The organism is Streptomyces sp. NBC_00271, from assembly GCF_036178845.1.
GTDB lineage: Bacteria > Actinomycetota > Actinomycetes > Streptomycetales > Streptomycetaceae > Streptomyces.
Genome location: NZ_CP108070.1, coordinates 11,355,526 through 11,380,224, shown reverse-complemented (window position 1 = coordinate 11,380,224; position 24,699 = coordinate 11,355,526). Strand labels below are relative to the sequence as shown.

Annotated in this window: 22 protein-coding genes and 5 pseudogenes; 10 read left to right on the top strand and 17 right to left on the bottom strand. The window is 67.7% G+C overall.

Annotated features, from left to right (window positions below; genetic code table 11):
* The first annotated feature begins 5 nt into the window (after positions 1-5).
* From OG798_RS56915 to OG798_RS51970, 3 genes are all read left to right on the top strand, one after another.
* Positions 6-239, top strand: coding sequence for a transposase family protein (locus tag OG798_RS56915; protein ID WP_443054158.1), 234 nt, complete (start codon positions 6-8; stop codon positions 237-239).
* 40 nt (positions 240-279) lie between these two features.
* Positions 280-1,254 carry an ISL3 family transposase gene (locus OG798_RS51975; protein WP_328759824.1) on the top strand — a complete coding sequence of 325 codons (975 nt, stop codon included), beginning with the start codon at positions 280-282 and terminating at the stop codon, positions 1,252-1,254.
* 93 nt (positions 1,255-1,347) lie between these two features.
* On the top strand, positions 1,348-2,139 hold the full coding sequence (locus tag OG798_RS51970) for a class I SAM-dependent methyltransferase (protein WP_328759823.1): 792 nt from the start codon (positions 1,348-1,350) through the stop codon (positions 2,137-2,139).
* 114 nt (positions 2,140-2,253) lie between these two features.
* On the opposite strand, the pseudogene OG798_RS51965 reads toward OG798_RS51970, so the two are convergent.
* A pseudogene (locus OG798_RS51965) lies at positions 2,254-2,574 on the bottom strand (Tn3 family transposase); the annotation flags it as partial.
* A gap of 51 nt (positions 2,575-2,625) precedes the next feature.
* A complete protein-coding gene (locus OG798_RS51960; protein ID WP_179857415.1) occupies positions 2,626-3,063 on the bottom strand; it encodes a hypothetical protein in 438 nt (145 codons plus the stop codon).
* Between the two features lie 64 nt (positions 3,064-3,127).
* On the opposite strand from OG798_RS51960, the pseudogene OG798_RS51955 reads away from it, so the two are divergent.
* Positions 3,128-3,325, top strand: a pseudogene (locus tag OG798_RS51955) (IS5/IS1182 family transposase); the annotation flags it as partial.
* 54 nt (positions 3,326-3,379) lie between these two features.
* Positions 3,380-4,402 carry a hypothetical protein gene (locus tag OG798_RS51950; RefSeq protein ID WP_328759822.1) on the top strand — a complete coding sequence of 341 codons (1,023 nt, stop codon included), beginning with the start codon at positions 3,380-3,382 and terminating at the stop codon, positions 4,400-4,402.
* A 359-nt stretch (positions 4,403-4,761) separates the two neighbouring features.
* Here OG798_RS51950 and OG798_RS51945 read toward each other — a convergent pair whose 3' ends face one another.
* From OG798_RS51945 to OG798_RS51935, 3 genes and pseudogenes are all read right to left on the bottom strand, one after another.
* On the bottom strand, positions 4,762-4,899 hold the full coding sequence (locus OG798_RS51945) for a hypothetical protein (RefSeq protein WP_328759821.1): 138 nt from the start codon (positions 4,897-4,899) through the stop codon (positions 4,762-4,764).
* Positions 4,900-5,306: 407 nt separating this feature from the next.
* Positions 5,307-5,876: an alpha/beta hydrolase gene (locus OG798_RS51940; protein WP_328759820.1), complete on the bottom strand. Its 570-nt coding sequence runs from the start codon at positions 5,874-5,876 to the stop codon at positions 5,307-5,309.
* Between the two features lie 875 nt (positions 5,877-6,751).
* Positions 6,752-7,451 (bottom strand): annotated as a pseudogene (locus tag OG798_RS51935) (indole-3-glycerol phosphate synthase TrpC).
* Positions 7,452-7,590: 139 nt separating this feature from the next.
* Between OG798_RS51935 and OG798_RS51930 the strand changes: the two are divergent.
* Positions 7,591-7,761 (top strand): annotated as a pseudogene (locus OG798_RS51930) (IS701 family transposase); the annotation flags it as partial.
* A 13-nt stretch (positions 7,762-7,774) separates the two neighbouring features.
* Here the strand turns inward: OG798_RS51930 and OG798_RS51925 are convergent.
* The 6 genes from OG798_RS51925 to OG798_RS51900 form a co-directional block, all read right to left on the bottom strand.
* Positions 7,775-8,113, bottom strand: coding sequence for a cupin domain-containing protein (locus OG798_RS51925; protein ID WP_095850160.1), 339 nt, complete (start codon positions 8,111-8,113; stop codon positions 7,775-7,777).
* 35 nt (positions 8,114-8,148) lie between these two features.
* Positions 8,149-8,505, bottom strand: coding sequence for a hypothetical protein (locus OG798_RS51920; RefSeq protein ID WP_328759819.1), 357 nt, complete (start codon positions 8,503-8,505; stop codon positions 8,149-8,151).
* A 164-nt stretch (positions 8,506-8,669) separates the two neighbouring features.
* Positions 8,670-8,954, bottom strand: coding sequence for a hypothetical protein (locus OG798_RS51915; RefSeq protein WP_328759818.1), 285 nt, complete (start codon positions 8,952-8,954; stop codon positions 8,670-8,672).
* Positions 8,908-10,611, bottom strand: a complete 1,704-nt coding sequence (locus OG798_RS51910) for a recombinase family protein (protein ID WP_328759817.1) — start codon at positions 10,609-10,611, stop codon at positions 8,908-8,910. The genes OG798_RS51915 and OG798_RS51910 overlap by 47 nt, the downstream gene beginning before the upstream one ends.
* 132 nt (positions 10,612-10,743) lie before the next feature.
* Complete coding sequence (locus tag OG798_RS51905) at positions 10,744-11,091, bottom strand: hypothetical protein (protein WP_328757942.1); 348 nt, start codon at positions 11,089-11,091, stop codon at positions 10,744-10,746.
* Between the two features lie 159 nt (positions 11,092-11,250).
* The gene (locus OG798_RS51900) at positions 11,251-11,556 is read right to left on the bottom strand and encodes a reverse transcriptase domain-containing protein (RefSeq protein ID WP_328759816.1); all 306 of its coding nucleotides are present in this window, start codon (positions 11,554-11,556) and stop codon (positions 11,251-11,253) included.
* Between the two features lie 85 nt (positions 11,557-11,641).
* Here OG798_RS51900 and OG798_RS51895 point away from each other — a divergent pair, with 85 nt between their 5' ends.
* Positions 11,642-12,019, top strand: coding sequence for a hypothetical protein (locus tag OG798_RS51895; RefSeq protein ID WP_121413404.1), 378 nt, complete (start codon positions 11,642-11,644; stop codon positions 12,017-12,019).
* A gap of 45 nt (positions 12,020-12,064) precedes the next feature.
* Here the strand turns inward: OG798_RS51895 and OG798_RS51890 are convergent.
* Positions 12,065-12,328, bottom strand: a pseudogene (locus OG798_RS51890) (IS5/IS1182 family transposase); the annotation flags it as partial.
* 1,065 nt (positions 12,329-13,393) lie between these two features.
* Between OG798_RS51890 and OG798_RS51885 the strand changes: the two are divergent.
* Both OG798_RS51885 and OG798_RS51880 read left to right on the top strand, forming a co-directional pair.
* Positions 13,394-14,599 carry an epoxide hydrolase family protein gene (locus OG798_RS51885; RefSeq protein ID WP_328759815.1) on the top strand — a complete coding sequence of 402 codons (1,206 nt, stop codon included), beginning with the start codon at positions 13,394-13,396 and terminating at the stop codon, positions 14,597-14,599.
* A gap of 765 nt (positions 14,600-15,364) precedes the next feature.
* On the top strand, positions 15,365-18,058 hold the full coding sequence (locus OG798_RS51880; RefSeq protein WP_121413406.1) for a SpoIIE family protein phosphatase: 2,694 nt from the start codon (positions 15,365-15,367) through the stop codon (positions 18,056-18,058).
* Positions 18,059-18,620: 562 nt separating this feature from the next.
* Here OG798_RS51880 and gap read toward each other — a convergent pair.
* Together gap and OG798_RS51870 are read right to left on the bottom strand one after the other, a co-directional pair.
* The gene (gene gap, locus OG798_RS51875) at positions 18,621-19,619 is read right to left on the bottom strand and encodes a type I glyceraldehyde-3-phosphate dehydrogenase (protein ID WP_095850165.1); all 999 of its coding nucleotides are present in this window, start codon (positions 19,617-19,619) and stop codon (positions 18,621-18,623) included.
* 110 nt (positions 19,620-19,729) lie between these two features.
* On the bottom strand, positions 19,730-20,686 hold the full coding sequence (locus OG798_RS51870) for a GlxA family transcriptional regulator (protein WP_097228508.1): 957 nt from the start codon (positions 20,684-20,686) through the stop codon (positions 19,730-19,732).
* Between the two features lie 191 nt (positions 20,687-20,877).
* On the opposite strand from OG798_RS51870, the gene OG798_RS51865 reads away from it, so the two are divergent.
* Positions 20,878-21,255 carry a hypothetical protein gene (locus tag OG798_RS51865; RefSeq protein WP_328759814.1) on the top strand — a complete coding sequence of 126 codons (378 nt, stop codon included), beginning with the start codon at positions 20,878-20,880 and terminating at the stop codon, positions 21,253-21,255.
* 1,008 nt (positions 21,256-22,263) lie between these two features.
* Here OG798_RS51865 and OG798_RS51860 read toward each other — a convergent pair.
* The 3 genes from OG798_RS51860 to OG798_RS51850 all read right to left on the bottom strand — a co-directional run bounded on the left by OG798_RS51860 (position 22,264) and on the right by OG798_RS51850 (position 24,645).
* Positions 22,264-22,635 (bottom strand): hypothetical protein, encoded by a 372-nt coding sequence (locus tag OG798_RS51860; RefSeq protein WP_060894523.1) that lies wholly within the window; start codon positions 22,633-22,635, stop codon positions 22,264-22,266.
* A 2-nt stretch (positions 22,636-22,637) separates the two neighbouring features.
* Positions 22,638-22,889 carry a YlcI/YnfO family protein gene (locus tag OG798_RS51855; RefSeq protein WP_067383353.1) on the bottom strand — a complete coding sequence of 84 codons (252 nt, stop codon included), beginning with the start codon at positions 22,887-22,889 and terminating at the stop codon, positions 22,638-22,640.
* A gap of 589 nt (positions 22,890-23,478) precedes the next feature.
* A complete protein-coding gene (locus tag OG798_RS51850) occupies positions 23,479-24,645 on the bottom strand; it encodes an IS4 family transposase (RefSeq protein ID WP_328758923.1) in 1,167 nt (388 codons plus the stop codon).
* Positions 24,646-24,699: the final 54 nt, after the last annotated feature.

Genomic DNA, 24,699 nt, shown 5'->3' with positions numbered 1-24,699 from the left:
TGGCCGTGGTCGGCGTCGCCGACGACACCGACGGGCCGGTGGCGCACCTGGTGACTGCTGATGAGCGGGCACGCCACTGCCCAGACTGCGGCACCCGGGCGCGGCGGTCGAAGGGCCGGCGGGTGACCCGGCCGCGTGACCTGTCGGTCGGTGGCCGCCGACCGCGGCTGGCGCTGCGACGAGCTGGCGTGCCGACGTCGCTCGTTCACCGAGTGGGTCCCGCCAGTACCGCCATGTAAGCGGCTAACCACATGATTACGGACTGCGGCCGGGGCGGCGGTGGCCGATCAGGGCCGCACGGTCGTCCAGGCGGCCCGCGACTATGCGCTCTCCTGGCGGGTCGTTGCGGCGGCGTTCACCGGTCACGCCCGGGCGGTGCTGCCGGCCCAGCCCGAGCCGGTGCAGGCGCTCGCTATCGACGAGATCCGCCGAGGCCGGCCGAGATGGATCCCCGACGAGGCCACCGGGATCTGGCAGACCGCCGTGGACCGTTGGCACGTCGGCTTCGTCGACCTGTCCGGCAAGCAGGGCCTGCTCGGGCAGGTCGAAGGACGCACCGCCCAGGCGGTCATCGACTGGCTGGCCGACCACGACCAAGCCTGGCGCGACGCAGTCCAGTACGTCGCGATCGACATGTGCACGATCTTCAAGTCGGCGATCCGCCGGGTCCTGCCGCAGGCCACCCTGGTCGTGGACCACTTCCACCTGGTGCAGCTGGCGAACCAGACCCTCACCGAGGTCCGCCGCCGGGTGACCGTGACCCGCCGCGGCCAGCGCGGCCGCAAGGGCAACCGCGAGTGGGAACTGCGCAACCGGCTCACCCGCTCCGCCGCCCGGATGCGCGGCGAGCACGTCGACGCTCTCCTCGACGAGCTGTCCAACCTGCCCAGGGTGATCGGCGCGCCGATCACCGTTGCGTGGAACGCCAAGGAAGACCTCCTGGACCTGTTTGCCACCGCCCGGACCCGCCCAGACCGGGAACAGGTCCGCGATCTGCTGTACCGGTTCTACCGCCGATGCGCCGACGCCGACCTTCCCGAACTGCAGCGCCTAGCCACAACCGTCGAGACATGGTGGCCAGAGATCCTTGCGTTCCTGCACACTGGGATCACCAACGCCGGCTCCGAAGACACCAACCGGGTCATCAAGACCATCGCCCGCGACGCCTACGGCTTCCGCAACGCCGGCAACCAGCGCTTACGCACCCGCTGCGCGACCACCCGTCGAGCCCGCGGACACCTCGATGCCCGCTAATTTCGTTGAGCCCGCACCCTGCAATCGTGTTGGCTAGCGGCACCGAACCGTCAGTACCGCAGGCGTCCGCCTGGCTGTAGCAGGGAGTTAAACGTGCAGGACATTGTCGTCGACCCCGTTGCCCACAATCGGGCAGCCTGGGACAAGTATGCCCAAGAGGGCATCGAATGGTCGAGGCCGGTGAGTGCTGAGGATGTCGAGCGCGCCCGCATGGGCGACTGGTCGATTGTTCTCATCGGGCGTGAGCCAGTCAACCGCTCCTGGCTGCCGACGGACCTGACCGGCAAGGACGTGTTGTGCCTGGCCTCCGGCGGTGGCCAGCAGGGTCCGATCCTCGCCGCCGCAGGGGCGCGGGTCACCGTATTCGACAACTCACCCCGCCAGCTCGGCCAGGACCAGATGGTGGCGGCGCGCGACGGACTCGAGCTGCGCACCCTTCTAGGCGACATGCGCGACCTCAGCGCCTTCGGCGACGCAACATTCGACGTCGTATTCCATCCGGTCTCCAACCTGTTCGTACCAGACTTGGCACCGGTGTGGCGTGAGTGCTTCCGCGTCCTGCGACCGGGCGGAACTCTGCTCGTGGGCTTCATCAACCCTGATGTGTACTTGTTCGACCACGAGGCGCTCGACGAGCGCGGCGAGCTGATCGTCGTGCACAAGCTGCCCTACAGCGATGTCACGCAGTACTCCGCCGAGGAACGCGCCACGAAGTTCGGCGCGGATGCCGCTCTTGAATACAGCCACACCCTCACCGACCAGATCGGCGGGCAACTCGCCGCGGGATTCGTCCTCACCGGCTTCGCGGAAGCGCCGCACCAATCCAACGCATCCGCTCAATACATGTCGAACTATTTTGCGACGCTGGCGGTCAAGCCGGGCTGACCCAGCCGTGGGGCCGGCCGAGACGACCGTGTCTCCGAATGGCCAAGTGGAGCGCTGTCCCAGCCCGGCCCCCACGAACTTCGCTGAGCCGTCATCGACCGGGTCGACGACACGCAGCAGGTGCTCGGTCCTGGCGATGCGCCCGTACTCGGCGAACGCCTGTCCCAGCGGGATCGGGCGATTCTCACGCCCGAGCGTCCACAGCAGGTCGTAGGCGCGACCTGGTCGGTGACCGGGGATCCGGCCACCCGCAGTGTCCGGCCAGTGCGTGATCACCTTGTGCAGGCTGACCTCGTTGCGGGCCGGGTCCTCCACCACCCCGTACATGCCGGCCTTCGCTCCGGGCATGGTCGCCCGCCAGAACCGTTGGTCGTCCGGGTCGCAAAAGAGCGGGGAGAAGTTATAGCCAAGGATCCTGAACAGGCCGAGGACCATGTCGGAGTTTATGTGGATGAGTCAAGTTGGCTGTACCCAACCGGGTACCGGTCAGTTCGTTCCCTGATGGGCTAGGAGTTCAGCGATGCGCTTCGCCGTCTTCTCTCCAGCCCGCTGCTTGATGAGTCCCTCCTTGGCCGCACCACGGACGGACACAGCGGTGCGCTCCGGCCCATCGCCGGTCAGGCTGAGGGTGATCAGAACTGGATTCATGTTCCCGAGCCCGCCGCCAACAATCGCCCTGACAACTCGCGCCCCCGCGAGATGGGCGCCTTCCACTTCCAGCATGCGTCCGGCCAGAGCAAGGATTCCCTCAGCATGTGTGGTGGCGGCCTCCACCGGCATGGCCAGCGCCAGGTCCGTCTCGTACACGTTCTTCTTCAAGCGCTTCGCCGCGAACATCGCCCCGCGTCGGCCGCCAGACCCGCTGCCGCTGGCCCCCAGCGCACCAAGCGCAGCCGTCAGAATCTCGTCCTCATCGTCGATCACGACCGCAGCATACTGGCCGGAAACGAGCGCTGGGAGACCCCCTGGAGTCGCCGGACCGGCTCTCACAACAGGCTGCACGTGGCGGCAACTGCCCCCGGTCTTCGGGCCGTCCGGGCCGTCCGGGCCGACTGCGCACCGACGGTTCACCGAGCGGAGCCGAGCCCGGGTACGGGGCAAGCTCCACCGCATGGTCCTGGACGAGCTCGGCGCTCGCGGCATTCTGGACTGGTCGCGGTGCGCGATCGACTCGGTGGAAATGAGGCAACACCCTATATTCGTGGCATGAGTTGGCGTCGACAGAGCGGGGCGGGACAACGTGAGTCACGTCGAAGCGGGTTATCCCGAGCGGCAGCTCGACGATGCTGTCAAGAAGCTGCGCAGCGGGCAGGGCGCGTCGGCTCTGGTAAGTGCCGAGAACGGCCTTCAGGCCTGGCTGGAGCGTTTCGAGGACGACGACCCGTTCACGGTGGACATGGCGAGGGCACTCTCGCAGCACGCTGAGGTGCTGCACCGCTGGGGCGATCCCGACCTCGCGGTGGCTGCCGCGGACCTGGCGGTCCGCACCTTCCTCAACCGGCGTGACGAGATCAACCGAACTGCCGGCGCACGCGGGAGGTACGTACCCGCCTTTATGAAGGCCGGACTGATCGCCGCAGACATCCACCAACGGTTCGGCCGGTCCAGTATCGCAGCGAGCGCCCGAGGCCTGGTCCAGGATGCCCGCCCCATGGTGTCGTCCCTCAGGATCGAGGCACCCGTGCCGCTGCTGGCCGACATGACGCTGGCCCGGGCGCTGAAGCAGGTCACACCGGCGGGTGATGAACGGGCGGCCGAGTTGAGCCGGGAGTTCGCCCGTGCGGTGACCGCCCCGGCCACCGACTGTTCCCTTGTCACGTCGTCCCTGCGGTGCACGAGCGCCGACGCCCCCATGGTCGCCGGCATGTTCGCCGCCGCCGCAACGGCGACATCGGATCGCGAGCCGGCCGCGAGCCTGCGGCTGGGACTGGAAGCCCACGTTCTCTACGCGCGTCAGTCCGAACGGCAGACGCCCGAACTGCGCTACAACATGGGCGAGCACGGCCCGTCCTGGGCGCGTGTCCTCCTCGCCTGCTCCCAGATCTGCGCGCACCACGGCCTGCGTGCGCTCACTCTCGACCTCGCCTCCTGGATGGCCGGTACCGTGGCCGCGCTCACCCCGTTCGCGGTGATTGACCTGGAAACCCGCTCGGTGGCGCACACTTGTATCTCCTGGCACGCCGAGCTGATGACGGCCACCGGCGACACAGCGGGCGCGGCTGATGCCCGCGAGGCGTTGAGAAATCTCGACGCGATGCCCTGAACGGCGCCTTGACGAGACATCGTTGAAGGCCGCGCCGGTCCTTTCGGCGGCAGACGCCCACACCCGACGGTGTGGCGTCACGCTGGGCACATGACCCGCTGCGTGAGAAATACCGTGCGCGGCGTGCTGGTCGGCGGAGGAGATGTCGTCGGGTCGGTGTCGGCCCGGATCGGGTGGAACGGGGGGATGGCCGCGAGGGCCTCGCTGGGGTGAGGCGGGTGAAGTGCTGCCACATGAAGGTGCGGGAGGACAGCATCGGTTCGCGGCGCAACACGGTGCGACAGCCCTCGCCGCCGACGAAGGTGGCCGCGAGCCCGGCGACGGGTTCGTCCCGCAGGTAGCGGAAGTACTCGAACGCCTCACCGTTGAGCCACGCGGCGCCTTGGCTCGGCAACATTTCCGCCCACCTCACTCAGCAGCGCCCACACCTCGCCCAACACCACGTAACCCTCGCAGGCATCGGCGGCCATCTGCCCCGTCACCTTGGCCTGCTCCACCCCACGACCGCAGCGGCCTCCCTCACCTCACGGCATCAAGCCCCCTCCCAACCCAGGCCGGCTGACCAGCGCCGAAAGACTCCAACCCAAACCCGCACCATCGACTGTCACCACCACCGACCAAACCGAAAGATCGCATCCAGGACGTCCCCGAGCATCTCGCGGGCTTCCTGGGCAGTTCTTCCGCGGCTGTTCAACGCCACCGCACCACCAACCCCGGCGAGTCAGCTTGGTGGCGAAGCAGTTGCTGGACAGCGCCACGCGCATCTCCCAGCTGCCTCCGCCCTACATCCGCGCAACGCGAGCAAGGAGGGCGGCCAGGCAGCCGGGAGCCGACAGGAAGGGCGAATGGCTCGTAGGCAGGCGTTGGGCGTTTGTAGCCTGAGCGGCGTACTTTTCCTGCAGACTCACCGGTTAAACACCTGGTCCTGCTCGCAGACCACGTAGGTGGACGGTACCGTCCGCCATGCCGAACGTGTGGTCTCTTGTGTGAGGGACCTCAGGCTCTGTGGGACCAGCTGCCCGATCGCTCGCTCAGCGTCGGCATCCGGCAGGTCCCCGTAGCACATTGCGCGAGGGTCCGCGAACAGCGGGGCGACGCCGCTCACATCCTCGGGTACGGGAATGCCGTGGATGCTGCTGGCCGACTCTCCTTCGGTCGGCATGTAAGCCGCTAGATACACCAGGCGGGCGACGTTGGGGTGATCCCCGACCACCTCGGTGACCGGGAGGCCGCCGTAGGAGTGAGCGACAACCACCACGGGGCCCTCCATGTGCCGCAGCCGGGCAGCTATCTCTTCGGCATCGTCATACAGTCCCGCGCTGGGCTCGCGCTGCTCTCCCGCGCTGGGCAGGTCGATCGCCTCGGACCGCCAACCGGTCGCGGCGAGCTCGTCCTGCAAGGGGGCCCAGCACGTGGATCGGTGCCAGGCACCATGCACGAGAAGGAAAGTCGGGCGGCCGTTGAGGGTGGACACAGTAATGCTCCTTCAGTAGGTCAAAGAGTTCGCAAAGTGGCAGGACATACCCGGGGGCCCGGCGGAGAAAACCGCGGTGAGGATTACGCGGGGCCGTGAATCATTCGAGAGTCGAGGTGCGCCGCTAAAAGCGATCAGCCAGACGTCTCGGACGTCGTCCATACAGAACGGTTGCTACGCCGACGGATCCTGCTGCGCCGCCGGACAACGGAAGGTGTCATACCAATGCGCGGCAGCCAGTTCGGCAACTTCCTGGGTTTCGTCCTGCTTCCTTCTCCGAACTATGCATGTGGCCGAAGTGGCTCACCCTGAGGCTAGGCAGAGAAACTGGATTCTGTGAAACCCAAGGCATGAAAACTTTCGGGCCAACCCATAGAAGAACCGAATGAAGGAGAGGTCGCCGGGCAGAGCCCGGCGCAGGACGCGGCGTATGTCCGATGTGGAGGGCGTCCCAGTGGTACGACATGAGCTCTCTTTTGGCGGAGCATAGAGAAAACGCATGCAGGCTTCGCCAGGGACGAGCCCGTCGCCCGTTCCGCCGGGCCCGACCTGCCCGTCCCGCCGGTGCTGGCGAGGGGCGTGGTCGACGGCTGGCCGTATGACGGAAATCTCTCAGGAATGCCTCGCACAACGCGGTGGTTTCGAGAGGACTTTCGCGAATGGTGACCTTCGGAAACGTGATCGCGTCGGAGCCTCTCGCAGGACTCTCACAGATGGTCATTTGTGAGAGGTGGGATCAGGCTGCCGGACGGTCTGACGGTCTCGGCAGCAGCGATAACGCTCATGTGGGAGTTCTTCGCTCGCCGTTCACGCGGGTCGCTGCCGCGCGGCCGGGCGGAACGTGCGACAGCAGTCGCGGGCCCGTCGCCTGGGAGTCAGGGCCTTTGGGCCTTGTTGTTCGCTGTGGTGAGGAAATCCTGGATGGAGGTCTGCGGATTTCCCGCGCGCACCAGTGCCTCGCCGACGAGCACGACGTCGGCGCCCCGGCGCTGGTACTCCGCGATGTCTTCCGGCTGCTGTACGCCGGACTCCGCCATACGCACCCTGCCCGGGGCTACGAGGGGCGCTAGTTCGCGGAAGACAGACCGATCCAGCTCCAGCGTCGTCAGGTTCCTGACGTTGATACCTAGCAGGCGCGCGCCGGTACTGCCTGCTCCAGTTCATCGGCGGTGTGGGATTCGACGAGCGGTGTCATGCCCAGCTGTTCGCACAGTCCGATCATGTCTGCCGGCTGGCTGCCGCCCAAGGACACGACCATCAGAAGTACCAGGTCGGCGCCGTGGGCGCGGGGGCTCCCACAACTGGTAGGGGTCGGCCATGAAGTCCTCGCGCAGGATGGGCACATCAACGCGTGCTCGTACGGCGTCGAGGTCGGCAAGGGAGCCACCCAAGCGGCGTCGCTCGGTCCGCACGCTGATCGCGGAGCCACCGCCCAGCCGCGTACTGCTGCACCAGCGAAGCCGGGGCGCGAATATCGGCGAGATTGCCCTTGCCCGGGCTCTTGCGCTTCGCCTCGGCGATGATGGACACACTCGGCGCCTGGAACGCCGGCAGGGGGTCGATTGCCGTCGGCATGCCTGCCGCACGCGCACGCAACTCCGCCAACGGTATTTGGGCTTTGCGTTGTTCAAGGTCCTCACCTCGCGAGGGGAGTTACGCTCCCACTTCGCCGCCCTGCGCGTGCGCCCCGCCGGCAAAGCAGTCGAACGCCCCACTCAAACATGGCCTGGGCCTGGACCACTTCGAAGGCCGCTCCTGGCCCGGCTGGCACCACCACGGCACCCTCGTGACCGCCGCCCACGCCTTCCTCACCGAACAACGCCTGGCCCCAAAGGTCCCCGCGCCGGACTCCCCCTCTACGAGATCCTCGACACCCTCCAAAACACCCTGCCCACGCTCTACGGCCGGTAGCGGATCTCCAACATCACGCAGCCTCCGGTTGTCCGGTACGGGCCGTGTTCCATGCCCGGGGGCCGGGCGGCGAAGTCTCCCGCGCAAAAGGTCTGATCCAAGGTCAGGTCATGCAGGTCGCCTTCGAGCAGATAGACCTCCTCGACCCACTCGTGCCGGATCACGCCGGAGAGCGAGGTGTCGAGGCCGGGCTCCCAGCGCACCAGCCGGGTCAGCACCTCCGGATCAGCCTCGTCCCTGCTCAGAATCCTCTCGGTGGTCCCGGGCTGCGGCCCGGAGCGCCACTGCAGGGCGTCCGGTGAAAAGAATTCCCGCTCGTTCTTCATGACAGTGACCTTCTGTAAGCAGTGAGGAGTAGCAACTACGACTGACTTCTCCGCTGAGTTGTCGCGTCTAACGAGAGTCCGGTTTCGGCGAGGTATCCGTCAATGAGATCACTGCTTCGTCGGATGCGGCCCATGCCGCTGCGGACGGCTTGGACGATGGCAAGCCAGTTGTGCTCGGCCGCGTACTGCCGTAATCGGCTGCAGCGATGAACATTCAGATTGTCCCGGACGACCACGTCGGGGCCGCCGAGCCGGAGGTGAGCCCGGACGAGAAGGTCGCGGTAGTCCTGCCAGGCAAAGCCCCGGTGATCGCCTCGGTGATCGCCCCGGATGCGAGGGCGGTAGATCCGTCGGCTGCGTTCGCCGGTCTTGAGGCAGGTCAGCGCGGCCATCGTGTGCTGGGATTACTCCCGGTCCGTTTCCCCGGACCTCTCGCCGAACCCGCCGTGCCCATTACTAGGCAACGGGCTCTCCACAGTCTCTGCCGTCAGGTGGTTGCAGGGGCCCAGGGGGTCCGCGGACGTCCGACTGTGGGTGAGGTGACGGATCTTCGCCTTCACCGACCGGACAGGCCGGTCGGCGATGAAGGTGTGGACGTACCACTTGTTCGTGCAAGCACCCTGGCGAACTCTTCGTGCAGTGCCTCGGTGTCCTGTCTGGCCCCGTCGACCAGGACGACGAAGTCGTCCGCGTAGCGGACCAGCCGCCACGACGGCAGACGGGCGGCCCGGCGTCGGCCCCGCCGGTAGTCGGTGGACATCTCTCCGCCTGCTTCCCACGCCCGGTGGAGGTGCTCATCGAGCACCGACAGGGCGATGTTGGCCAACAGCGGGGAGGTCACGCCCCCAACGCAATGGGTAACTCGGGCGTGAGTCACCCTCCGTAGCGTCTTGATCTTGGTGCTGGCTATCGTTGGCGGCGTGTTCGCGGACGGGGATGCGGTGCCGGATGGTGATCTTCTCGGGGCCGATGAGCACGTCTTTGACGAGGAGTCGCAGGACGCGCTGGCGCTCGGGGACCTCGGCGCTTTCGGCGTTGTCGCGGAGCTGGGCGAGGAATCCTTCGAGGTCGTCGGCGAGCTTGAGGTAGGCGTCGCGGTCGGCGATCGATGCGTCCAGAGCGGCGAGCTGGCTGCGGAGGTTGCTCTCGCGGGCGCGTAGATCGGGCATGCGGGAGCGGAGTTCGTCGAGGGTGACGAGCTGTTCCTGGAACGCTTCGATCATGCGGGTGATCGAGGTGGTGGCCTTGGACAGGGCCAGTTCGAGCCGGCCGCGCTGCCGTGTGGCGGGGTCGGACGTGCGGGCGCGTTCGAGCCGCTTGTCGATCTCGTTCCGGATCAGGTGCGGGTCGGCGATCATGCCGATGATGTGGTCCCAGACGACGGTGTCGAGGTAGTCGGCGCGGACGGGCTTGTTGGTGCAGACCCGGCCTCCCTCGTAGCGGTAGTCGTCGGAGCCCAGGCACCGGTAGTAGTAGATCTTCTTGCCTGAGGTGGTGGTGGTCGAGGTGCGGTAGTAGCCGTATCCGCAGCTCACGCAGGCCGACAGGCCCTGAAGGAGGGAGGGGACCTTGCTGTTGCGGGAGGCGAAGCGTTTGTTGTCGGCGAGCCGCTGGGCGGCGCGTTCGAAGGTCGCCGGGGTGATGAGTGCGGGAACGGGGATGGTGATCCACTCCTCGTGGGGCCGGTCGGCGGCCTTGACGGCGCGTGGGGTGCTGCGGCCCTCCAGGCGGGCCCTGCGGTTGAGACCCGGAGACTCGTGGAGGATCCGGGTCTTGCCGAAGGCCGCCTGGCCTGCGTAGGCGGGGTTGCGGAGCATGCCCCAGACCACGCTGCGGTCCCAGCGGGTCTTCCCGGTGCGGGTGGGGGTGTTGCTGCTGGTGAGCCAGCGGGTCAGGTCCGCGATGGAGGCTCCGTCGTCGGTGTAGCGGCGGAACAGCTCCACCACCAGCGCCGCCTCGGACTCGACGATCTCGTAAGTGGCCCCGCATTCGGGGGTTTTGCGCAGGTAGCGGTAGCCGAACGGGGCGCCGCCCAGCACGTTGACCGATCCGGAGCGGGCCCGGTAGGTCTTCCCGCGCCGGTAGCGCTCCATCAGCTGGGCTTTCTCGTATTCGGCGAACATGCCCTGGAACTGGACCATCAGCTGGTCCTCGGGAGTGTCGCCGCGCGGGCCCCGTACGAACTCCACCCGGGTGCCCGCCCGGGCGAACTCCTCGATCAGCAGGGCCTGGTAGGCGAACTTGCGGGCCAGGCGGTCGGGTGCGTAACACAGGACCACGTCCACGCCGACCTGGGCGACAAGGTCCCGCAGCCGCTCCAGCGCGGGCCGCACCAGGGTCGCCCCGGAGTGGCCCTCGTCCTCGAACACCCACTCCTCGGGCAGCTCAAGATGCGAGGCGGCGGCGTGTGCCCGCAGGGCCGCGGTCTGCGAGCCGATCGTCTGGTCCTTCTTCTGCCGGGCGGACGACACCCGGGCGTAGATCGCCGCGCTGGTCATCGGCTCCTCCTGCCTGATCGGGGCCGGCCCGCACCCGGGCCCGGCGCTGCGGCACCAACACCGCGTAGGCCGCGGACAGGTCCGCCGCCGCATGACGGTCGAAGACCGCCTCCACCTCCACCCGTCGGCCGCTCACCGGCCCGGCTGGCCCTCCGGGGCATCCCGCTGCAGGAACTCGGCCAGGGCCTGGGCCACCACCGCGGAGATCGCCCGGTCGCTCTCGTGGGCACGGCTGCGAATCCGTCCTGCCAGAGATTCCGGCAGCTTGACGGTGAACACCACGCTCGACTCGGGGACTTCGACTCGGCCAGCAGCCATGGCCTGCTCCAGATACCGGCGTGCCTGACGCACCGACACCCCGTACCTGCTCGCCAACGTGCGGGCGGCTGCGGCCGCGGGCACACCCGCTGCGGCCAGATCCGCGGCGGCGTTGACCCGCCGGGCGTACTCGACGCTATCGACACGATCACCACGCACCATGTCACAAACCTACTACCCATTGTGACGCCCCTTACCCTCCGTGCGGGGAAGGAGTTCCAGCCGACGGTAGCTGAGCGTCACCTCGAAGCAGAAGTTGCCCATTGCGTTGAGGGCGTGAGAACGTCCCCTTGCGGCGTGCCAGTCAAAATGTCCTGATGCTCACCGAGCTCCGTCGGGAGACCGGCCTTCAAGAATGCCTTCACCAGCGAAAGAGACCTGATTGTCCTTGATCCTCATCCGGACCCGGTCCATCAGCGCGGCGTGGTCGATCTCGTCGAAACACGCCGCGATGTCCGCGTCCAGCACCCCGCGATAGCCGTGGGTGCCATAGAAATGGATCTCGGCAATCGCGTCCTGCGCCCGCCGCTTGGGCCGGAACCCGTAAGAGACCGGCTTGAAGTCGGACTCGAAGATAGGTTCCAGCACCAGCTTCAGCGCGGCCTGGACAACCCGGTCGGCGATCACGGCGCTCCCGCACCGGCAGAGGCCGGAGGGAGTTCGTGGGAAGACTCAACACGACGAACGACGTCCAACCCAGCGGGGAGTACCTGTGACCCGACACGAAACCGCCTGCGCCCTCGGCGCCACCGTCCTCACATCCGCCGGCACCGCCACCGCCTTCCACCACCTGTGGTGGGAGACCAGCGTGTTCTGGGCTCTCGCGCTCTTCCTGGCCGAGGGTGCGATCCGGGAACGCCGCGAACGCCAGGACCGGAAACGCCGAGCCCGTACCGAGGCGGAACGTGCCGAGCTGGCCGCCCGCGGCCCCGCACCACTTCCGGTCCCCTGCTGCCAGATCTGGAAGTCCTCCGAAGGTGCCGTACACGGGGGCGACTGCACCCGGCCCCCGGCCGCGCGCACCACACTCCGCGACGCGGAGCAGCGCATCCTCAACCAGCTCGACGACGACACCCGGGACACTGCGTGACCGGCCCCTCGTCCACGCCCCGAGGCGAACACACTCCCGTCCCGGATGGTGACGCGTGGGGACCAAGGTGCCGTCCACGATAAGCACGGTGTCCTTCGCGAGCTGGCGCAGCGTCAAGTTGGTGCGCCAGTAAGCCGCTACCAGCAGGATTGGGTCCTCCAGGGGCAGGCTCCATGGCCGACCTCGACGGCCCGTGTCCGCTCCCTCGCGGCGCAGGGCGGTCACCGGCCTGCCGAAGCAGCGCGGGCTCAACCCGGTGAACGGGCCTGTCCAGGACGGCTGTGACGCCGTATCACACCAGCCACGCATTGATCATTTCACCGTGGCTTGGGCCAGGCCCCTCATCCAGCCTCTCGTCCGCCGGCCAGACGGCGCCGCCACCAGAGGTCGGAACGCCATTGCCGATGAGCGGCGAACGGATCCGGCAGCGTGCGCTCGACGTACCTGGCGTCCAAGGTGCGCACTCGGCGTTCCAAGTCGACGTGGGCCCAGTCGGGCAACTGCCGCAGGACCTCACCCAGCACATCGCGAGCGTGCCGCACGTCGTCGAAGGAACAGCCACGGCACGAACACTCCGCATCCTGCGGATACAGGGGGCGCCGGCCAGGTGGTTGCAGAAACGCTCGATACCGCCGCAGCGCACGGTCGGTGGCGCCGGGGTAGATGTAGTAGTCGTCCGAGAGCCTCTCTACTCGCGCTATCGCGATGCTGGTTCGGGTAGAGAGACCGTGGATCCGGGCCGGAGGCAAGTCCCACGCGACACGGAGAGACTGTTCAGCGCGCAGTGCGCCGGGCCGCTTACGCGGCATCGGCCTTTCGGTACATGGACATGAGCATCATCATGCCAGCATCTACGGTCGGTCCGACGACGGCCAGGAAGCCGCAAGATCTGCCTCCAGCGGGGCAGCCACCTGCGTGCACCTGTTCGACTGCCTCAGTGCCGAGCCTGCCGTGACCGACGGAGCCATGCCCCTATGCGGCATCCCAGATCCCAGGTACGCGGGTGCATCGGCGGCGTCACTCGTTCGAGTTGCATGCTCACAGGGCGAAAGGTTAGCGTTACGGACAGTAGTAGGTCTGTCGCGTGGCATGAGCGCCTGGGTGCCATGCGACTCCGCCCGATTCGGTACGCCTGCGGTGCAGCCTCGATGTGCGCATGATTCATGTCCGCGCCGGCGAGTGGAACTCTCGTCGAGGAAGCGCTCCTTCTGCACACTGCGCGACTTCGGACGCATGAATTCAGGGAGATCCGTCATGCCCGATTTTCTCCGGTCGTATCCCCGTCGGAAGTTCATCTCCACATCGGCGGCCATCGCGAGCATGGCGGCAACAGGGGCTTTCGGTCTGCGAACCTGGGGGGAATCCGGAAATCCGGTGTCGGCAAGTGAGAGGCAAAGCATCCGCCCGTTCCGCGTGCATATTCCGGAGCAGGATCTGACTGATCTGCGTCGACGCATCAAGGCGACACGATGGCCCGATCGGGAAACCGTCCGCGATCAGTCCCAGGGTGTCCAGCTGGCCACGATGAAGGAACTCACCCACTACTGGGGAACGACGTACAACTGGCGGAGCATCGAGGAGACACTCAACTCTCTACCGATGTACATAACAGAGATCGACGGACTCGACATACAGTTCATCCACGTCCGCTCCCGCCACGCGGATGCCTTGCCGATCATCTTGACCCATGGCTGGCCCGGCTCCATTCTGGAGTTCTTGAAGGTCATCGGGCCGCTCAGCAACCCCACGGCCCACGGGGGCCGCGCCGAGGACGCCTTTCACCTCGTCATACCGTCGATGCCGGGCTATGGCTTCTCGGAACGGCCGACTACCACCGGGTGGAACCCCGACCGCATCGCTCGCGCCTGGGCCAAGCTGATGGAGCGTCTGGGGTACGAGCGCTACGTTTCCCAGGGCGGGGACTGGGGTGCTGTGATTTCGGACAAGATGGCCGTACAGAAACCCCCCGGGCTGCTCGGAATCCACGTCAACTTCCCGGCCACCGTGCCGCCCGACATCGCGAAGAAGCTCGCCTGCGGTGACCCCGTACCCGCCGGTCTCAGCCCCGATGAGAAGGCCGCCTACAACCAGCTGGCCGCCTTCTACAAGACTGGATCCGGCTACTCGGCCATGATGGTCACCCGTCCGCAGACCGAGGGATACGGACTGACGGACTCGCCCGCCGGACTGGCCGCCTGGATGTACGACAAGTTCGCGGCCTGGACCTACAGCGGCGGCCACCCCGAGCGTGTACTCACCAAGGACGAGATGCTCAACGACATCACCCTGTACTGGGTGACGAATACCGCGGTCTCCTCGTCGCGTCTTTACTGGGAGAACAACGCCAACAACTTCAACGCCGTGTCCGTGTCCATTCCGGCCGCCATCACGGTGTTCCCCGGCGAGATCTACCAGGCCCCGCGCAGCTGGGCGTCACGCGCTTACCACAACCTCTTCTACTACCACAAGGCCCGTAGCGGCGGCCACTTCGCGGCCTGGGAGGTCCCGGGCATCTTCACAGACGAACTCCGGGCCGCATTCTCGTCACTGCGCAACTCCCGGCGAAGAGCAGGAAAGTAGGCCTTCGGCAGAAGTCGCCTTTCGACGAGCGGTCGACGATCAATGAGCGGCTCGAATACGGTCAGCCGATCGGCCCCGGTGTCGGCGCCCGACGCGGACCCCCTCGACCGCGCGGCCCCGCCGAGACGCCGGACCCGGCCGCACCCACGACAATGGAGCCCGAGCGCCTCCCCGAAGCGCAGTGGCTGCATCAAGCCGCAGTGGGCTCGCGTGCGGCGGGCTGCCATCACTCCCGGCGGCGACTGCGGACGGCTGCTGGTCGTTGTCACCGACGGACCGGCGGACAACCTTCTGACGCCGCAGCTGGTCACCACCTTGGCGAAGCCCCACCGTCACTCACATCCGGGCAGGATTTTCGCCTCCTGTCTACGAAGACCCGCGCAGTTCTGACCCCCGGGCCGGTCTCGGCGCGGCCCCGCCGAGACGCCGCTGCCATGTCCCGAACCACCATCGCCTTGCCGCTCGCCCCGATGACGCCGAACGCGGAGGACAGGGCCATGTGCCCGGCATCATTCGCACTGGAGGGACTCGGAACGGCCTTTGTGGGCGGCGCCCTGCGCTCCTGGCAGAAGCTGGCCACCTCGGCCGGAGTCGAGGGCATCGCCCACGGGATCGTCCGCTTCGTCGCGCTGGTCCTCAGCTTGTCTTGTGTCTTCCGGTTGCCCCTCTCACCATGCGTACACATTCGGGCACGCTCCGAACCGTCACCAAGGCCGTATGTCACCTAGGGGTGATATTGAGATATCCGCGATGTTATATGGGCATATGCATCAGCTGATCGGGCGAATGCGGTCCTGGCGTGGGCTGCCCACGGTCGCCGGCCAGGTCTTCCTTCTGCAGGCCGTTTTGATCCTGGCCCTTGCGGCAGCGGCGGTCGCCGCCCTGATGCTCCAGTACCGGGGCGACGCCGAGCGCGAGGCCCGCGACCGGTCACTGGCCGTTGCCTCGGCAGTCGCCGCCTCCCCCGCCGTGCGACAGGCGTTGTCCAGCGCGCATCCGACCGCCGTGCTTCAGCCGCAGGCCGAAGAAACCCGCCGACGCACCGCCGTGGACTTCGTCGTCGTGATGAGTCCGACGGGCATCCGCTACACCCATCCGAACCCCACGCAGATCGGCCGACGGTACATCGGCAGCATCGCGGCAGCGCAGCGCGGCGGGATCGTCACCGAAACGACTGCCGGGACGCTGGGCCCCTCGGTCCGCACCGTCGTTCCCGTCACCACAAGTGACGGGAGGGTCATCGGTCTCGTCTCCGCAGGCATCACGGTCAAGCAGGTGAGCCTGGCGGCCGAGCGACAGGTGCCACTCGTCCTGGCGGCGACAGGAGTGGTGCTCTCGGCGGCCACCGGGGGAACAGCACTGATCAGCAGGCGCCTGCGCCGTCAGACACACGGCCTCGGCCCGACCCAGATGACCCGTATGTACGAGCACCACGATGCTGTTCTGCACTCGGTACGGGAAGGTGTTCTGATCGTCGATTCCCAGGGTCGTCTGTTGCTGGCCAATGACGAAGCACGGCGCCTGCTCGGGCTGAGGGTCGACGGGGACGGGCGGCCCGTCACGGATCTGGGACTCGAACCGAAGGCCGAGCAGCTTCTCCTGTCGGGCAGGGCGACCACGGACGAGGTCATCGAGGTAGGCGACCGACTCCTGGCCGTCAGCCAACGCCCCATGGCGCATCAGCCTGGGCTGGGAGGCTGGGTCGCCACGCTGCGCGACACGACCGAACTCAGCGCCCTGATGGGCCGGGTGGAAGTAGTCCAGGAACGGCTCACACTGCTGTACGACGCCGGTATACGCATCGGCACCACCCTCGACGTGACCCACACGGCTCAGGAACTGGCGGCGTTCGCCGTGCCCAGGTTCGCCGACTACGTCACCGTCGACCTGGTCGATGCCGTGCTGCGCGGCGACGAACCGAACCCATTGCGTGCAGCGGAACTACGTCGTGTCGCAGTGGACGGCATACGCAAGGATGCGCCGCTCTACCCTCCCGGTGGGCTCATCCATTCCGACCCGTCAACACCACAGGCATCCGGCCTCAGTTCCGGGCAGATCGTGCTGGAGGCCGACCTTGCGGCCTTCTCCGGCTGGCAGGCGCAGGAACCCGACCGGGCTCGCAAACTGGTGGCATACGGGATCCACTCCATGATCGCTGCTCCCCTGCGTGCACGCGGAGTGATCCTCGGCGTGGCGACGTTCTGGCGTTCGAAGGAGCCGACACCGTTCTCTCAGGAAGACCTCTCGCTCGCAGAGGAACTGGTCGCCCGCGCGGCGGTGAGTATCGAGAACGCCCGTCGCTTCACCCGCGAGCACACCACGGCGGTCACACTGCAACGCAGCCTTCTGCCGCACGCTCTCCCCGAGCAGAGCGCGGTCGACGTGGCCCACCGCTATCTTCCGGCAGAGGCAGGACTCGGTGGTGTCGGCGGTGACTGGTTCGACGTCATACCCCTCCCCGGAGCCCGCGTCGCCATCGTGGTGGGCGACGTTGTGGGGCACGGACTGCACGCCGCCGCCACCATGGGACAGCTGCGCACCGCCGTCCACAACTTCTCCACGCTCGACCTGCCACCTGACGAACTGCTCTGTCACCTGGACGAACTTGTCACCCGCATCGACCAGGACCGGGACGGCGATGGTGAAACACCGACACTCACGGGCGCCACCTGCCTGTACGCGATCTACGACCCGATCTCCCGTCTCTGCTCCATGGCCAGGGCGGGCCACCTGGAACCCATCATCGTGCGCCCGGGCGGGCATGCGGATCTGCCCGGCGTACCGGCCGGCCCGCCGTTGGGGCTGGGAGGACTGCCCTACGAAAGGACAGAGATACTGCTGCCCGAGGGCACCGCCATCGTCCTCTACACCGACGGCCTGATCGAAGACCGGCAGCGTGACATCGATCAAGGCATCGAGCTCCTGCGCCGAGCTGTCGCACACGCCGGGCAAACGCCGGACCAGGTGTGCCGGGCAGCGATGGATGCCTTGGTCCCCGTAACGCCACGCGACGACGTAGCCCTGCTTGTCGCCAGCACTCGGCTGCTCGACGGCAATCGCACCGCGTCCTGGGACGTACCGTCCGACCCGTCGGCCGTTGCCGTCGTGCGTGCTGCCGCCACCCGGCTCCTTGGCGACTGGGATATGGAAGAGGAAGCGTTCACCCTGGAGTTGATCCTCAGCGAGCTGGTCACCAATGCCATCCGGCACGCAACCGGCCCCATCGGTGTGCGCTTGATCCGCGACCGTAGCCTCATCTGCGAGGTCTCCGACGGCAGCAGCGTCTCTCCGCACCTGCGCCGAGCCACCACCATGGACGAAGGCGGCCGGGGCCTCTTCCTGGTAGCCCAGTTCGCCGACCGCTGGGGCACTCGCTACACATCCGGCGGAAAGGTCATCTGGACGGAACAGCAGCTCTCCGCAAGGGACCAGCCCACCGAACAAGCCCCGCCCGCCTGATCCAGCCCCGCCTTGCGGCTGCCCGCGCCCCCCCCTGCGCCCCGACGCCCCGACTGTGCAACCGGGGCCACCGCGCGAACGCTGTCGTCACTCTCGGTCCTCATGCGCGGCTGCATCGCAGCGTGGGCAGAGAGGAAATCTCTCAAGGAGACATAGACACAAGGATCGGCCGCCGACGGGGAGCTGCTGACGATCCGGCCCCATCCCGCCCTGAGCATGTCCGGCACCGGACTCGGCGCTCGACCGGCAGTTGCCCAGCATCGACGTCGAAGGAGAAGCGATCACCTGCAAGTATCCCAGCTTCTTGCAGGCGCCCACCCCCGAGACCGGGGCCGCCGCGGCGGTATCAGCCCGCTCCTCGATCCGCCCGGCCAGCAACTTGCGTTGGTCAAGTACCTCATCGTCAGCCCCGGCAGATAAGCGACCGGTCAGCCCATGTCCCGGGCCACCGCCAATGGCAGAGCCCCAATCGAGGCCGACTGGAGTCACGGGATGCGATGACGACCACTAACCAGTGGCATGGGCGCCGTCATCGCATCCCGTGAGTCCGGACACGCTCGGGTCAGCGGGTGGCGAGGAGCTGGAGTGTGTCGATCACGCGGTTCGAGAAGCCCCACTCGTTGTCGTACCAGGCGACGACCTTCACGTGCCGGCCGTCGACCCGGGTGAGGGCCGAGTCGAAGATCGACGAGGCCGGATTGCCCGTGATGTCGGAGGACACGAGCGGGAAGTCCGAGTACTCGAGGATGCCGGCGAGCGGCCCATCCGCCGCGGCGCGGTACGCGGTCAGCACGTCGTCGCGCGTCACGTCACGAGTGACGGTCGTGTTGAGCTCGACAATCGAGCCCACCGGAACCGGCACACGGATCGAGTCGCCCGACAGCTTGCCGGCCAGGTTCGGCAGCACGAGGCCGATCGCCTTGGCGGCACCCGTCGTGGTCGGCACGATGTTGACGGCGGCAGCTCGGGCGCGACGGGCGTCGCGGTGCGGACCATCCAGCAGGTTCTGTTCCTGCGTGTAGGCGTGCACCGTCGTCATGAAGCCGTGCTCAATGCCGGCGAGCTCGTCGAGTACCGCGGCCAGCGGTGCGAGCGCGTTGGTCGTGCACGAGGCGTTCGAGACGATCGTGTGCAGGGTCGGGTCGTACGTGTCGCTGTTGACCCCGAACGCCAACGTAACGTCAGCGCCGTCCGACGGCGCGCTGACCAGCACCTTCTTCGCGCCCGCATCGAGGTGGGCGCGGGCAGCCTCGGCCGAGGTGAAGCGGCCGGTCGCTTCGAGGACGATGTCGACACCGAGTTCGGCCCACGGCAGCTGCGCCGGTTCACGCTCGGCGAGCACCTTGATGCGACGGCCGTCGACGACGAGGGCGTCGCCGTCGACGGTCACCGGGCGACCGAGTCGGCCGGCCGTCGTGTCGTAGGCGAGCAGTCGCGCGAGGGTGGCGGGCTCCGTGAGGTCGTTGACGGCGACGACCTCGAGGGTGCTGTCGCGTTCGAGCAGTGCGCGCAGCACGTTGCGCCCGATGCGGCCGAATCCGTTGATGGCGATGCGAGTCATATGTGCTGTCCCTTCGGTTCGCCACCAAGGCTCGCTCGCGGCACTCACCGGTGACAGTGGCGGGATCGCCACGGTTCAAAAGGATCGCGCCAAGGGCGCCGGTGGCGGGGCTACTCGCCCTGGGTGAAGGTGCGCCGGTACTCGCTCGGTGTGGTGCCGAGGATGCGATGGAAGTGCAGTCGCAGATTCGCACCGGTGCCGAGACCGACATCAGTGGCGATCTGCTCGACGCTGCGCTGCGAACGCTCGAGCAGCTCGCGGGCCATGTCGATGCGGGCTCGCATGACCCACTGCATCGGCGTGTACCCGGTCTCCGCTACGAAGCGCCGCGAGAACGTGCGCGGCGAGACCGCCGCCTGTCGCGCCAGTACCTCGAGGGTGAGGGGCTCGTCGAGCCGGTGCAGCGCCCACTCGCGGGTCTCGGCGAATCGCTCACCGAGCGGCTCAGGCACGCTGCGCGGCACATACTGCGCCTGACCGCCGCTGCGGTAGGGGGCCGCGACCAATCGCCGGGCCGCGTGGTTCGATGCAGCCACCCCGAGGTCGCCGCGCAGAATGTGCAGGCACAGGTCGATGCCCGAGGCGGCGCCGGCCGACGTCAGCACGCTGCCCTCGTCGACGAACAGAACGTTCTCGTCGACCTCGACGAGCGGATGCCTCGCCAGCAGCGCCCGTGCGTAGTGCCAGTGCGTCGTGGCACGCCTGCCGTCGAGCAGGCCCGTCGCGGCGAGCGCGAAAGCGCCCGTCGAGATGGCGGCGAGCCGAGCGCCCCGGTCGTGGGCAGTGATCAGCGCGTCGACGACGGCCTGCGGCGGATCGTCACGGTCCGGGAAGCGATAGCCGGGGATGAAGACGATGTCGGCCCACGCAAGTGCGTCAAGGCCGTGGGCGACGTGGTACGAAAGGCCGTCGCCACCGGTCACGAGACCAGGTGCCGCGCCGCACAGCCGCACCTCGTACGGCATGCTCGCGCGCGTGGTGAACACCTGCGCGGGGATTCCGACATCGAGCGGCTTCGCACCCTCGAGCACAAGAACGGCGACGCGACGCAGGCGGGAGGCTGACACGGAGACAGGGTACGCAGGGGTGCGTCGGAGCATCCGGATGGGTTGGCCGGGCGCGCAGGGTCCGGGGTCCGGGTGGAGCCCAGGCCTGAAGGAATCAGAGCGGCTCCACGACCACGCCCGCCTCCCGCCCTGGTCATTCGAGCGGACTCGCCTCACGTGCGGGCAGGGCAACCGGTGAACAGACTGGTGCCATGCCCGCGCCCGAGGAGCCGCCGCCCAGGTCGGCAACCGAGCCTCCCCCACGGCCGCCGAAGTCCGGGTTTCTGGACAAGGCGGCCTACATCGCGGCGCCCGGGACTGTGGCCATCGGGCTGCTGTACTACTTTGGCAACGTCTACCAGCGCGCCTACTACACCGCACTCGGGGTGATCCCCGAAGATCTGCAGTTCTCCGTGCAGGCCATGCTGGCCAAGAGCCCGGACGCCATCTTCCTTCCGCTGTGGTTCCTGCTCGTGTGCGGGCTGATCGTGCTGCTGGTGCTTGGCTGGGCGGGGCAGTCGCTCAGCGGGCCACGGCACGCGGCCCGTCGCAGCAAGGTGATCCAAGAAGACCGGGAAGCCCAGCAGTAACAGGACAAGGCCCGAGCCCAGCAGCCGGACGCTTCCACCGCCTCCCCGGAGAGGGGCACGGTGAGCGTCGTTCCTTGGGAGGTCACGGCCGTCAGAGTCACGCTGAACCGTCCCGGCTCCTCAGCGGTGTGCGAGAGCACGACCTGACATTTCTCGCCGGGCTGCAGCTCGACGTTCTCGCAGCCGTTCTCGGTGATCGAGGTCTCACCGGTATCGGTGGCGGCGGCGAAGTGCTGCAACGTCGTCGGCACCTGGCCGGTGTTGACGAAGTCCACCCTGCCCCCGGCCGGCTCGCCCACGTTCGCGGTCGGGACATGGATCTCCGGCACTGTACGTCCTTCGTCCGAGCCGTCGCCGACGTCGACTCTGCCCAGCTCGGGGCCGCCGTCGGACGCAGTGCTCTGTACGGACCCGGTCGCGGTGGTCCCAGTCGGCTGAGGTGTCGGCTGCCCGTCACCCCCTCCGTCGTCCTTGCACCCCGCTGCCGCGGCCAGCGCGGCGAGCATCGCTGTCATGGCAAGGCCTCGGGCGATCACAGACGTCATGGCGTCGGTCCTCCGCTCCCGTCGGTCCGGCTGAGCTGGGGCCTCAACGTGGCACACCCGAGGACCGGCGCCGATCGGCCCTGCCATGGAAACGGCGTGATCACTCGAAAGGACACCCGAACAACACAAAGGGCGGTCACCCCCGAGGGGATGACCGCCCTTTGCTCACGCGGCTCGCCTACTGGTCGTACGTGCCGTAGTCGTAGTCCTCCCCAGCGGCACCACCTGGCCGGATCCGGTGCCGGAGCCGGATCCAGTGCCGGTGCCGGTGCCGACCGGGGAGTAGCCGATGCCATCGCCGAAAGCCCGAGCGAACCGTTTGCTGCATGGCGCTTCCCTGTACAGGGGCGGCCCCGCCACACATGCAGCGCCCTTGTGCCGGTGGCCGACGGCCCCGAGTGTCATCACGCTCCGCTGCCCAAAACCGCACCATGCAGGACACCGCGCTGCATAGGGGGTGAGTTCAGATCCGCCACGAGCGGATGCGGTCGGCTGCGTCGTATCCGTCGACGCGGCCGGCATCGATGTCGCGAGCGAGGTCGATCAGCGCACCGTACGGCGGGTCCACAGCCTCGCCCGCGGCGCCCATGTACGCCGTGACGATCGCGGCACCGTACAAGGCGTTGCGGGCCGGGAGGGGGCGCAGCCGGATGATCGCGTGCATCAGGGCCGCCGCCCGCCAGGCGTTGTCGACGGCGACGCCGACCTGGGGGGTGTTGACCCGGTGGCGCGCGACGGCGGCCACGAGGTTGGAGAAGTCGTGGACCGAGGGGTGCTTGGGCAGCACTTCCGACTGACGCTCCAGCAGCCAGCGGATGTCGATATGGAGCTCCATGGTCAGGCAGCAGCCCGTCCAGAGGCGTCCAGCCGAGCGGGAGCGTCGTCGGGAAACGCCGCGTCGAACGCGGCCGCGTTGTCGGCGACGAACGCACGGAAGACGTCGGCGGCGCTGTCCAGGCGGGGATCGCGGACCGCGTTGTGCGCGGCCTCGGTGATGAGCGCGGTGACCGTGGTGCCCTCGGCTTCGGCCCGCTCCTGCAGCTGCGCGTGGAGCTCTTCAGGGACTCGGATTGTCACTGACTTCGACATGTTCCGACCGTACAGCAAGGCGTACAGCGCGGGGATAGGTACGACGAAACCGAACCCGAACGAGGTGCCTTCCCCTCGGGCCGGGGCGCCGATGACACAGATGACACCACTGATCAGTGACACAGGTCCGCGGATCCAGTGGGACCCAGCTCCGTGCGCGGCGGCGCGTCCAACCAGTCGTACGGCCGTGAGTTGAGGCAAGCGAGGTTCGTGCACCATGTGCGGTTCGCGCTCGGCGTAGAACGCGTCCGTGATGGTGCCGTGGCGGTCACCCGGCGATTCTCCCGGGAAGTGGGCATTCATTGGGCTCCGCCAGCATCATGCGCGAGAGGAACTGGACCATGCCGCGGTTGAAGGCCGCCTAGGGCCAATGCCGTTGCGTTACGGGCTTGCGGGTTGGGGTCTTGTGATGAGGACCGCTTGAGGTCCGGTGCGGGTCGGCTGTGGCCAGGAACGGTGTTCAGTTCGCTTGAGGTGGTAGTTGGACATCTTGCGTTTCACCACGCGGGGCTGGCTGCGGAGGCGTCTGACGGGCAGGAGCCGTTCCAGGAGGTCCTGCTCGAGCATCACCAGTGCTCTGACCAGGAGGTCAGGGGGAAAAACTGCCCGGCGTGACGGTCACGCTGCGCCGGGCAGAGCGCAGGGTTTCGGTGAAGGAGACCCGGTCAGGGTCCAGGCCACGGGTGGCAGCCGTTCTCAGCATGAGTTCCCGCAGAGCGTGGTGGACCAGCAGGTGTGCCCAGATCTGCTGGTGAACACCGTCGGGTGTTTTACTGCTGAGCACGACGCGTGCGCCACGCTGATGGGTCTTGATCTCGGCGAAGACGGACTCGATCTCCCAGCGTTCGCGGTAGAGCGCGGCCATCTGCCGGGCAGGATAGCGTCGGGCGTCCAGCAGGCTGGTGACCAGGCGATAGCCGTCGGTCTCACCCTCACCGGCCCGGTCCTTGAGCCGGTAGGCCAGGACACGGACCACAACCGGCTCCTTGCGGGCCGGGCCGCTGCTCGCTCTGATGTGTGAGAGCCATGACCCGTCGCGGAACTGTTTGGTGACGGGCAGGACGCGGTTGGCGGGCACCCGCCACAGCAGGTCGGCGCCGGTGGCTGTGAACGCCTGCCACAACGCGACGCCAAGGAACTCACGGTCGGCCAGGATCAGCTGACCTGGGCCGGTCGAACGTGGTAGGCGGCCTACCAGAGTGACTTCCCCGGTGCGGCAGCCGGCCAGTTCCGCGTCCAGCACCGCATGGCTGCCGATCTCCACCAGAGCTGCCATTCGCACTTGCGGAAACGCGCTCCTGCCCGACCCGCGGCCACTGCCCGGACGTCCGAAGGCAGTCTCGTTGGCTTCACTGTCCGCGACGTCCCAGCACGTGCCGTCGACGGCGAGCAGCCGCAAGCCCCGCCAGAACGCGCCGGGCGTCGCCTCGGTCGCCATGGGCTTCGCGGTCGTGGCGAACAGCACCCGCAGCGGCTCGGAGCCCAGCCGCTGCCGGGCCCTGAACAGTGAGGACTTCGCCGGAACACGCCAGTTGCCCAGCAGCCCCGAGCCCCGCAAGCCCTCGACGAGATGGCGCATCACTTCCAGATACGGGGCAGGTGAGAACAGGGCCAACGCCAGCACGAAGTACACCACCAGCCGCGCGGGAAGCAGTCGCTGACGCCGCTCGGCACGACCGCACGCCGCCACCACCCGGTCCACCAAGCCTGGCGGATACACCCAGGTCAACAGACCGAGACCCGATAAGTCAGACACACTCGCAGCCACCCGAACCACCCCCGGGACGAACTGCCAAGCACAGTACGCCTA

Excerpts from the sequence above, each read along its gene's own strand:
- OG798_RS51865 (WP_328759814.1), top strand. The coding sequence starts at position 20,878 with ATGCCCGCGCCCGAGGAGCCGCCGCCCAGGTCGGCAACCGAGCCTCCC.
- gap (WP_095850165.1), bottom strand. The coding sequence starts at position 19,619 with ATGACTCGCATCGCCATCAACGGATTCGGCCGCATCGGGCGCAACGTG.
- OG798_RS51905 (WP_328757942.1), bottom strand. The coding sequence starts at position 11,091 with ATGGTGCGTGGTGATCGTGTCGATAGCGTCGAGTACGCCCGGCGGGTC.
- OG798_RS51920 (WP_328759819.1), bottom strand. The coding sequence starts at position 8,505 with ATGGCCGCGCTGACCTGCCTCAAGACCGGCGAACGCAGCCGACGGATC.
- OG798_RS51860 (WP_060894523.1), bottom strand. The coding sequence starts at position 22,635 with ATGGAGCTCCATATCGACATCCGCTGGCTGCTGGAGCGTCAGTCGGAA.
- OG798_RS51855 (WP_067383353.1), bottom strand. The coding sequence starts at position 22,889 with ATGTCGAAGTCAGTGACAATCCGAGTCCCTGAAGAGCTCCACGCGCAG.
- OG798_RS51925 (WP_095850160.1), bottom strand. The coding sequence starts at position 8,113 with ATGAAGAACGAGCGGGAATTCTTTTCACCGGACGCCCTGCAGTGGCGC.
- OG798_RS51910 (WP_328759817.1), bottom strand. The coding sequence starts at position 10,611 with ATGACCAGCGCGGCGATCTACGCCCGGGTGTCGTCCGCCCGGCAGAAG.
- OG798_RS51880 (WP_121413406.1), top strand. The coding sequence starts at position 15,365 with ATGCATCAGCTGATCGGGCGAATGCGGTCCTGGCGTGGGCTGCCCACG.